Origin of the sequence: Dietzia timorensis (assembly GCF_020742175.1) — a bacterium.
In the GTDB taxonomy this organism is placed as follows: domain Bacteria; phylum Actinomycetota; class Actinomycetes; order Mycobacteriales; family Mycobacteriaceae; genus Dietzia; species Dietzia timorensis_A.
This window is the reverse complement of sequence record NZ_DYXM01000059.1, coordinates 1-8,944: the sequence shown is the minus strand read 5'-3', so window position 1 is coordinate 8,944 and position 8,944 is coordinate 1. Positions and strand designations below refer to the sequence as shown.

The 8,944-nt window shown below is 63.8% G+C and carries 8 protein-coding genes and 1 pseudogene; all 9 read left to right on the top strand.

All coding sequences use genetic code 11. From position 1 onward, the window contains the following. A pseudogene (locus K8V11_RS03160) lies at nt 1–370 on the top strand (hypothetical protein); the annotation flags it as partial. Between the two features lie 118 nt (nt 371–488). Then, nucleotides 489–1,391 (top strand): acetylglutamate kinase, encoded by a 903-nt coding sequence (gene argB / locus K8V11_RS03155; protein WP_303910760.1) that lies wholly within the window; start codon nt 489–491, stop codon nt 1,389–1,391. Next, nucleotides 1,388–2,599 carry an acetylornithine transaminase gene (locus K8V11_RS03150; RefSeq protein ID WP_303910758.1) on the top strand — a complete coding sequence of 404 codons (1,212 nt, stop codon included), beginning with the start codon at nt 1,388–1,390 and terminating at the stop codon, nt 2,597–2,599. Before argB ends, K8V11_RS03150 begins: the two co-directional genes overlap by 4 nt. Before the next feature lie 21 nt (nt 2,600–2,620). Beyond that, on the top strand, nt 2,621–3,550 hold the full coding sequence (gene argF, locus K8V11_RS03145; protein WP_303910757.1) for an ornithine carbamoyltransferase: 930 nt from the start codon (nt 2,621–2,623) through the stop codon (nt 3,548–3,550). Continuing rightward, nucleotides 3,529–4,071: an arginine repressor gene (locus tag K8V11_RS03140; RefSeq protein ID WP_303910759.1), complete on the top strand. Its 543-nt coding sequence runs from the start codon at nt 3,529–3,531 to the stop codon at nt 4,069–4,071. The genes argF and K8V11_RS03140 overlap by 22 nt, the downstream gene beginning before the upstream one ends. Before the next feature lie 86 nt (nt 4,072–4,157). Next, a complete protein-coding gene (locus K8V11_RS03135) occupies nt 4,158–5,357 on the top strand; it encodes an argininosuccinate synthase (RefSeq protein WP_303910756.1) in 1,200 nt (399 codons plus the stop codon). Then, nucleotides 5,354–6,802, top strand: a complete 1,449-nt coding sequence (gene argH / locus K8V11_RS03130) for an argininosuccinate lyase (RefSeq protein WP_303910755.1) — start codon at nt 5,354–5,356, stop codon at nt 6,800–6,802. The genes K8V11_RS03135 and argH overlap by 4 nt, the downstream gene beginning before the upstream one ends. Nucleotides 6,803–6,978: 176 nt before the next feature. After that, nucleotides 6,979–7,197, top strand: coding sequence for a Trm112 family protein (locus tag K8V11_RS03125; RefSeq protein ID WP_303910754.1), 219 nt, complete (start codon nt 6,979–6,981; stop codon nt 7,195–7,197). A 27-nt stretch (nt 7,198–7,224) separates the two neighbouring features. After that, entirely contained in the window at nt 7,225–8,508 is a 1,284-nt protein-coding gene (gene tyrS / locus K8V11_RS03120) for a tyrosine--tRNA ligase (protein ID WP_303910753.1), read from the top strand. Nucleotides 8,509–8,944 lie beyond the last annotated feature (436 nt).

Below are 8,944 nucleotides of genomic sequence, written 5' to 3'. Positions count from 1 at the left end.
TCTCTCGCTCCGGCCCGGAACCACGGCGCGGATTGACGTCGCCGGTCCCGATCGTTCGGCCGAACTGGCCTGGACTCGGCAGAAGGCCCACTCGAGGTCGCTGCGTGCCATCGTGGTGACCGCCGGGTGTCCATCGATACCAGAGCGCGGTTTCGACGTCGTCCACCGAATCGTCGAATCGGCCGCGAAGCTCGTCGGCGAGTCCGGAGGTGCCGAGGTCGGCCCCATCGATGTCGCGATCTGCGGAGTCGCCGACCCGGGCGAGGTCGCGGAACACATCGCGCAGAGCGAAGGCCCGTGGGAGCTTCCCAGTCTCGGCGGCGCCACATTACGAATTATCCCGGGCGCGGACCGCGCACAACAGGAGTAGAGGGCAGATGAGTTCCGAGAGCAAGGACACCGCCGCGAGCGAGCCGACGCGGGAGAACGTACTCGACTCGGCACCGGGACGGAGCGCGGCCGCCGGAGCGGACGACGGTATCGCCGAGGTGTTGGAGGGGCTTTCGCCCTATGTCCGGGCGAATGTGCTCGTCGAGGCGCTGCCGTGGCTAAAGAAGTTCGGCGACAAGATCATTGTCATCAAGTACGGCGGCAACGCGATGGTCGATGCGCGCCTCAAGGCAGCCTTCGCCGAGGACATGGTCTTCCTGCGCACGTGCGGGATGAAGCCTGTCGTCGTGCACGGCGGCGGCCCCCAGATCAACGCGATGCTCGGCCACCTCGGCATGGAGGGCGAATTCCGCGGCGGCTTTCGGGTTACCACTCCCGAGGTTATGGAGGTCGTGCGGATGGTTCTGTTCGGCCAGGTGGGGCGCGAGCTTGTCGGCCTCATCAACGCCCACGGGCCGTACGCGGTCGGGATCTCCGGCGAGGACGCCGGACTCTTCAAAGCCGAGAAGCGTTACGCGTCGGTCGACGGCGAGCAAGTCGACATCGGCCTCGTCGGCAACGTCGTTGAGGTCAATCCCGGCGCCGTTATGGACATCATCGACTCCGGCAGGATCCCCGTCGTATCGACGATCGCGCCCGGCCCCGGCGGGCAGGTGTACAACATCAATGCCGACACCGCCGCCGCCCCGCTCGCGACGGCGCTCGGTGCGGTGCGCCTCGTGATGCTCACCGATATCGAGGGGCTCTACGCGGAATGGCCGGACAGGTCCTCGCTGGTGTCGTACCTCGGTTCAGAGCGCCTGCGCGAGCTTCTTCCGAGCCTCGCCTCGGGCATGATCCCGAAGATGGAGTCCTGTCTTCACGCGGTCGAAAACGGGGTCGAGGCCGCGCAGGTCATCGACGGGCGCATACCCCATTCCGTCCTTCTCGAGCTACTCACCGAAGGCGGAATCGGCACGATGGTCACCAACGGAGATCACGACGTGAGGAAAAGAGCATGAGCGTATTCGCGCTGAACAATTCGCTCAAGGAGCGTTGGGCTGCGGCCCTGATGAACAACTACGGCACTCCCGAGGTCGAGCTGGTTTCGGGTAAGGGCGTCGTCGTCACCGACAGCGACGGGAACGAGTTCGTCGACCTGTTCTCAGGCATCGCCGTCAACGCGCTCGGGCACGCACATCCGAAGCTCGTCGAGGCCGTCACAGAACAGGTCTCCACCCTTGGGCACGTGTCGAACATCTACATCCACCCGCGCACGGTGGAGCTCGCCGAGCGCCTCGCGAAAGCGGTCGACACCGACAAACCGGTCCGCACGATGTTCTGCAACTCGGGAACCGAGGCGAATGAGGCGGCTTTCAAGATCGGTCGCCTCACCGGCCGTTCCCGCACGCTGGCTGCCGAACGCGGCTTCCACGGGCGGACTATGGGCGCACTGTCGATCACCGGGCAGCCGGATAAGCGCGAGCCGTTCGAACCCATGCCTCCCGGCGCGGAGTTCTTCCCCTACGGGGACATCGCTGCGCTGCGCGAGGTCGTCGAATCCGGTGATCCCCACGACGTGGCGGCGATTTTCGTCGAGCCAATCCAGGGCGAGGCCGGTGTCTTCGATCCGCCCGAGGGGTATCTGCTCGACGTTCGGCGCCTGTGCGACGAGTACGGGATCCTGCTGGTTTGCGACGAGGTTCAGACGGGCATCGGCCGCACGGGAAAGATGTTCGCCTCCCGGGGCGCCGGCATCGTCCCTGACGTCATCACCGTGGCCAAGGGACTCGGTGGCGGCCTGCCGATCGGTGCCGTCCTCGGGGTCGGCCGCGCCGGCGAGCTGCTCCAGCCCGGCCAACATGGAAGCACCTTCGGAGGAAACCCGATCGCCTCGGCGGCCGGTCTCGCAGTGCTCGACGTCATCGAATCCGAGGACCTGGCCCACCACGCGTACCGCTTGGGCAAGCTTGTGACGGCGGAGGTCGAGATGCTCTCCCATTCGTTGGTTGCAGGCGTCCGTGGCCGCGGGCTGCTCCTCGGAATCGTGCTCGAAAAGCCGGTCGCCGCACAGGTCGTCACCGCCGCCCGCGAACGCGGATTCATCATCGGCACCGCCGGAGCGAACGTCATCCGCCTTGCCCCGCCCCTGATCATCACCGAGGACCAGCTCGCGTCGTTCACCGCGGCGCTGCCCGCGATCCTCGACGCCGTGGCCGGCGGCGAATAACTCCCCGAGAAGGACAACACAGTGACTCCACGCCACTTCCTCCGCGACGACTCCGTCACCGCGGCCGAACAAGCCGAGATCCTCGATCTCGCGGCGACCCTCAAGGCGGACCGCTACGGGCACAAGCCACTCGCCGGTCCACGGTCCGTCGCCGTCATCTTCGACAAGACCTCGACCCGCACACGTTTCTCCTTCGACGCGGGTATCGCCGAGCTCGGCGGTAATCCGATAGTCGTCGACTCCCAGAGCTCCCAACTGGGTAAGGGCGAAACGTTCGCGGACACTGCGCGCGTGCTCAGCCGCTACGTTTCCTCGATCGTGTGGCGCACCTACGCGCAGTCCGGCCTCGAGGAGATGGCGGCTCACGCGAGCGTGCCGGTCGTCAACGCGCTCAGCGACGACTTCCACCCGTGCCAGATCCTCGCGGACCTGCTCACGGTGAGTGAGAACTTCGGCGGGAAAACGGCCGGCCTCAAGGCCGTATACGTGGGCGACGGCGCCAACAACATGGCGAACTCGTACCTCCTCGGTTTCGCGCTCGCCGGCATGCACATCACCATCGCCGCGCCGGACGGATACAAGCCCGAGAACGAGATTGTCGAGCGGGCGGCCGAGATCGCGGCCGACACCGGCGGCTCGGCGAAGGTGAGCACCGATCCGCTCGCAGCAGCGAAAGGTGCCGACGTGCTCATCACCGACACGTGGATTTCGATGGGGCAGGAGGAGAGCGGAAAGCAACGTCTCGCAGATCTTCGTGACTACCAGCTCGACCAGCGCTTCGTCGACGCTGCCGCGGACGGGGCGATCGTTCTCCACTGCCTTCCGGCATACCGTGGGAACGAAATCACCGATGAGGTGATCGAGGGCGCAGCCTCCCGCGTCTTCGACGAAGCCGAGAACCGCCTTCATGCGCAGAAGGCGCTGCTCGCCTGGCTGGTAGAGCGCTCGTAGGCACGGCTGAGGCGGCGGAAGTGAACAACAGCACCGCGCGGGTGAAACCGGCATCGAAGGCGGCACGCCACGCCGTCATCGCGCAGATTCTCGACGGTCAGGACGTGCGCAGTCAGAGCCAACTCTCGGATGCGCTGGAACGTTCCGGGATCGCCGTCACGATCGCGACTCTCAGCAGGGATCTCGACGAACTCGGCGCGATCAAGATGCGCGCCGCGGATGGTGGGGTCGGGCGCTACGTCCTTCCCGAGGACGGGCGACCTATCCCGGGCGTACATGGCGGAACGGACCGTCTGGGCAAGCTCCTCGGCGAGCTGATGACCAGCATGGACTTCAGCGGCAACACCGCTGTTCTGCGCACTCCGCCGGGCGCAGCGAACTTCCTTGCCAGCGCCATCGACAGAGCCAATCTTCCTGACGTCGTGGGATGCGTCGCCGGGGACGACACGATCTTCGTGCTCGCGCGCGAACCGGTCAACGGCGAGCGCCTCGCCGAACTACTCGCACAGCTGGCACAGTAGACCGAACGGCACGACGTTTTCCCAGTGCCGTCATAATCGAAGTAACGAACGAATACACCGACATCTTTCGCAAAGGAGCTAATTCAATGGCAAACCGTGTGGTTCTGGCCTACTCGGGCGGACTCGACACCTCGGTGGCGATCAGCTGGATCGCCAAGGAGACCGGGGCCGAGGTCGTCGCGGTCGCGATCGATCTCGGCCAGGGCGGGGAGGACATGGACACCGTGCGCCAGCGCGCTCTCGACTGCGGCGCGGTCGAGTCCATCGTCGTCGATGCCCGTGATGAGTTCGCCGAGCAGTACTGCCTTCCGACCATCCAGGCCAACGGCCTCTATATGGATCGCTACCCGCTCGTGTCTGCGATCTCGCGCCCGCTCATTGTCAAGCACCTCACCGAGGCCGCGAAGGCTCATGGCGGCACCGCAGTCGCGCACGGCTGCACGGGTAAGGGCAACGACCAGGTCCGTTTCGAGGTCGGCTTCATGAACCTCGCGCCGGACCTCGACGTCATCGCCCCGGTCCGCGATTACGCGTGGACGCGTGAGAAGGCGATCGACTTCGCCGAGGAGAACAACATCCCGATCACGGTGACGAAGAAGTCGCCGTTCTCCATCGACCAGAACGTGTGGGGCCGCGCGGTCGAGACCGGATTCCTCGAGGACCTGTGGAACGCCCCGACCAAGGATGTCTACGACTACACCGAGGATCCGACGGTCAACTTCTCCGCACCCGACGAGGTGACCATCTCCTTCGAGAAGGGCAAGCCCGTCGCCATCGACGGTCGCAAGGTCACCGTTCTCGAGGCCATCGAGGAACTCAACCGCCGCGCGGGCGCCCAGGGCGTCGGCCGCCTCGATGTGGTGGAGGACCGTCTCGTTGGCATCAAGAGCCGCGAGATCTACGAGGCGCCGGGAGCGATGGCGCTCATCTCCGCGCACCAGGAGCTCGAGCACGTCACCCTCGAGCGTGAGGTCGGCCGCTACAAGCGCCGCATCGAAGAGCGCTGGACCGAGCTGGTGTACGACGGTCTGTGGTTCTCGCCGCTCAAGCGTGCTCTTGACGCCTTCGTCGAGGAGACCCAGCAGCGGGTCACAGGCGACGTTCGCATGGTCATGCACGGTGGCCACCTCACCGTCAACGGCCGGCGCTCCGAGGAATCGCTGTACGACTTCAACCTCGCGACCTACGACGAGGGCGACTCGTTCGACCAGTCCTACGCCAAGGGCTTTGTCCAGATCCACGGCCTGTCCTCGAAGATCGCGTCGAAGCGGGACCTCGGACTATGAGCGACGCCGAACCCACCGCGGGCGAGGGGCGGCACGGCACCAACACCGGAGCGCTGTGGGGCGGCCGGTTCGCCGGCGGTCCCGCGGACGCGATGGCTGCGCTGAGCAAGTCCACGCACTTCGACTGGGTGCTTGCCCCGTTCGACATCGCCGCGTCCAAGGCACATGCCAGAGTGCTCAATCGCGCCGAGCTGCTCGGCGATGACGACCTCGCGACGATGCTCTCCGGCCTCGACCAACTTGCCGCCGACGTCGAGTCCGGCGCATTCGTCGCGGCCGAAAGCGACGAGGACGTGCACGGCGCACTCGAACGTGGCCTCATCGAGAGAGTCGGCGCCGAGGTCGGCGGGCGGCTTCGTGCCGGCCGTAGTCGCAACGATCAGGTCGCGACCCAGTTCCGCATGTGGGTCCGTGCTGCCGCTCGCCGTGTGTCAGCTGGGCTTGTTGACGTCGTAGAGGCTTTGCTTTCGCAGGTGGATGCGCACCCCGACACCGTCATGCCTGGCAAAACGCACTTCCAGGCCGCCCAGCCGGTGCTGCTCGCTCACCAGCTGTTGGCTCACGTGCATCCACTGCTGCGCGATCTCGACCGTATCCGCGACATGGATCGTCGCCTCGCTGTGTCGCCCTACGGGGGCGGTGCACTCGCCGGTTCGTCCCTCGGGCTCGATCCGGATGCGATCGCGGCCGAGCTCGGTTTCGACTCCGCTGCGGACAACTCGATCGACGCAACATCGTCGCGAGATTTCGCTTCCGAGGCGGCCTACGTGTTCGCTCAGATTGCGGTCGACCTGTCGCGGCTTTCCGAAGAGGTCATCGCGTGGTGCACACCGGAATTCGGATACGTCACGCTCGCGGACGAATGGTCGACCGGTTCATCGATCATGCCGCAGAAGAAGAACCCGGACGTTGCCGAGCTCGCTCGTGGCAAGACCGGACGACTCATCGGGAACCTCGCCGGCCTGCTCGCAACGCTAAAGGCGCAGCCTCTCGCATATAACCGTGACCTGCAGGAAGACAAGGAGCCGGTGTTCGATTCGGTTGCGCAGCTTGATCTTCTGCTTCCAGCGATCGCGGGACTTGTCGGAACGTTGTCGTTCCATCCGGAGCGTATGGAAGAGCTCGCACCGGCCGGTTTCACGCTCGCCACGGATATTGCGGAATGGATGGTCCGTCAGGGCGTGCCGTTCCGTGTTGCCCACGAGGCTGCGGGGGAATGCGTGCGTCTTGCGGAGAAGCGAGGAGTCGGGCTCGACGAGCTAACCGACGACGAGCTCCGATTGGCCGACCCGGCGTTGACCCCCTCGGTACGTGAGGTTCTCACCGTTCGCGGTTCGATCGACTCGCGAAACTCCCGCGGAGGTACGGCGGCATCCGCCGTGGCAAGCCAGCGTGAACGTGTGGCCGATAGTCTCGCGAAGGCGAAAGACTGGATCCAGGCCTAGCGCGACGCGCCACCAAAAACGCAACCACTACGAGGCCTTCCCACGCGTATGACGCAGGGGAAGGCCTCGTTGTTTTCACGGAAGTCCGGGGCGCAAGGCGCACTTCAACCGGAAAAAGTTGGAAGTACGCGCGAGGCGATGGGCGGATGGAAAACCGACGACGTAACCTTGAGGCTATGACTTCGCTTGATCCTCGCCTGCTTGAGATACTCGCGTGCCCCGTCGACCGTGGGCCGTTGTCTCCGGTCTCGGGCGACCGCCTATACAACGCGCGGCTTCATTTGCTCTATCGCATTGAAGATGGCATCCCCGTGCTCCTGCGCGATGAAGCGCACGAGGCGACCCTGGAAGAGCAGAAAACTCTGTCGGCCGAAATCGGCGATGGAAGCAACTAGCGGATCACGAGAGACCACTTTTTAGACATGACGAATTTCGACATAATCGACGATCTCCAGTGGCGAGGACTCATCGCCCAATCCACGGATCTGGATGCATTGTCCGAGCACTTGAACTCGGGCTCGATCTCGCTCTATGCGGGGTTCGATCCCACGGCGGACAGCTTGCACGCCGGCCATCTGGTGCCTCTGTTGACTCTGCGGCGATTCCAGCTGGCGGGGCATAAGCCTTACCTACTGGCCGGTGGGGCGACCGGGATGATTGGTGACCCACGGGATGTGGGGGAGCGCGTCATGAATTCGGCGGACACCGTCGCCGACTGGTCGGAAAAGATCGGTGGACAGCTCGAGCGATTCGTCGATTTCGACGACCCGCGTTCCGGGGCGACAATGGTCAACAACATGCAGTGGACGGGTCACCTGACGGTGATCGAGTTTCTCCGGAACCTCGGCAAGCACTTTTCGTTGAACACGATGATCAGTAGGGATACCGTCAAGCGCCGTTTGGATGGCGACGGAATCTCGTACACCGAGTTCAGTTACATGCTCTTGCAGGCAAATGACTACCTGCAGTTGCGCCGTTCCGATAACGTCACGTTACAAATTGGCGGCTCGGATCAGTGGGGGAATATCGTTTCGGGCGTCGATCTCAATCGTAGGGTCGACAATGAGTCGGTTCACGCCCTCACGGTTCCGTTGGTCACCACCGCAGATGGCAAGAAGTTCGGCAAATCCACAGGTGGAGGCAGCCTCTGGCTCGATCCAGCGAAGACAAGCGCCTACACCTGGTACCAGTACTTCCTCAATACCGCTGACGCCGACGTGGTGAAGTTCCTCAAGTGGTTCACCTTCCTCGGGCGCGACGAGATCTCCGAACTCGAAACGGCTACAGCAGAAAAGCCTCATCTGAGAGCGGCCCAGCGGAAACTCGCTCAAGAAATGACCGAGCTCGTTCATGGGCGCTCCGCAGTGGAAAAGGTCGAAAACGCTGCCAAGGCGCTGTTCGGCAAGGGCGATCTCGGTGCGCTTGATGAAACGACGCTCGAATCGGCACTACGCGAGACCGAAGTTGCGGAGGTGGCGGCGTCGTCTCCGGGGACCCTCACCGAAATGCTGGTCGCGAGCGGGCTCTGCGAAAGCAAGGGTGCTGCACGCCGATCGATCGGGGAAAACGGAGTGGCGGTGAACAACGAGAAAATTGCCGACACGGAGTGGACTCCGAAGGATGCGGACTGGCTCCATGGCAACTGGCTTGTGTTGCGTCGAGGGAAGAAGACTTTTGCCGGCGTGCATCGGGTCGGCGACGCGTAAGTAACCGGTATCTATTGAACGAACAAGCGGCGGTCGGGAAACCGGCCGCCGTTTGTGCATTTCAGGCCCACCGAAATTGGAAAATAGCGGCTACCTGCCGATTTGGTTCCTACTTGAAAGGTGTGTAACTTAATTGAGGCCGCAAGCGAGCGGGGCCGACCCGAAAGGGAAAGGTTCTTCTCAACCGCGAAGTTCGGACTTGACCAGAACAGGGAACGCGATTAAAGTAAGCGTTCCCAGCTCGGGGAGTCCAAACCCTGATTCTAACAGTTTGCAGCGACGATTTGGTTCGTCGACGCGGACTTGCTAGGCTGGGGGAGTTGCTTCCGGGAGGTTGCGGCGGCCGGGGATGCGGGTTGGCCAGCGTTTTTGTTGGTTGATTGTGTTTCTGGGTGGTGTTTGAGAACTCAACAGTGTGTCTATGTAGTGATAGTGC

Bases quoted from the DNA above. Each gene is read 5' to 3' on its own strand.
- K8V11_RS03135 (WP_303910756.1), top strand. From the start codon at position 4,158: ATGGCAAACCGTGTGGTTCTGGCCTACTCGGGCGGACTCGACACCTCG.
- K8V11_RS03125 (WP_303910754.1), top strand. From the start codon at position 6,979: ATGACTTCGCTTGATCCTCGCCTGCTTGAGATACTCGCGTGCCCCGTC.
- argH (WP_303910755.1), top strand. From the start codon at position 5,354: ATGAGCGACGCCGAACCCACCGCGGGCGAGGGGCGGCACGGCACCAAC.
- tyrS (WP_303910753.1), top strand. From the start codon at position 7,225: ATGACGAATTTCGACATAATCGACGATCTCCAGTGGCGAGGACTCATC.
- K8V11_RS03150 (WP_303910758.1), top strand. From the start codon at position 1,388: ATGAGCGTATTCGCGCTGAACAATTCGCTCAAGGAGCGTTGGGCTGCG.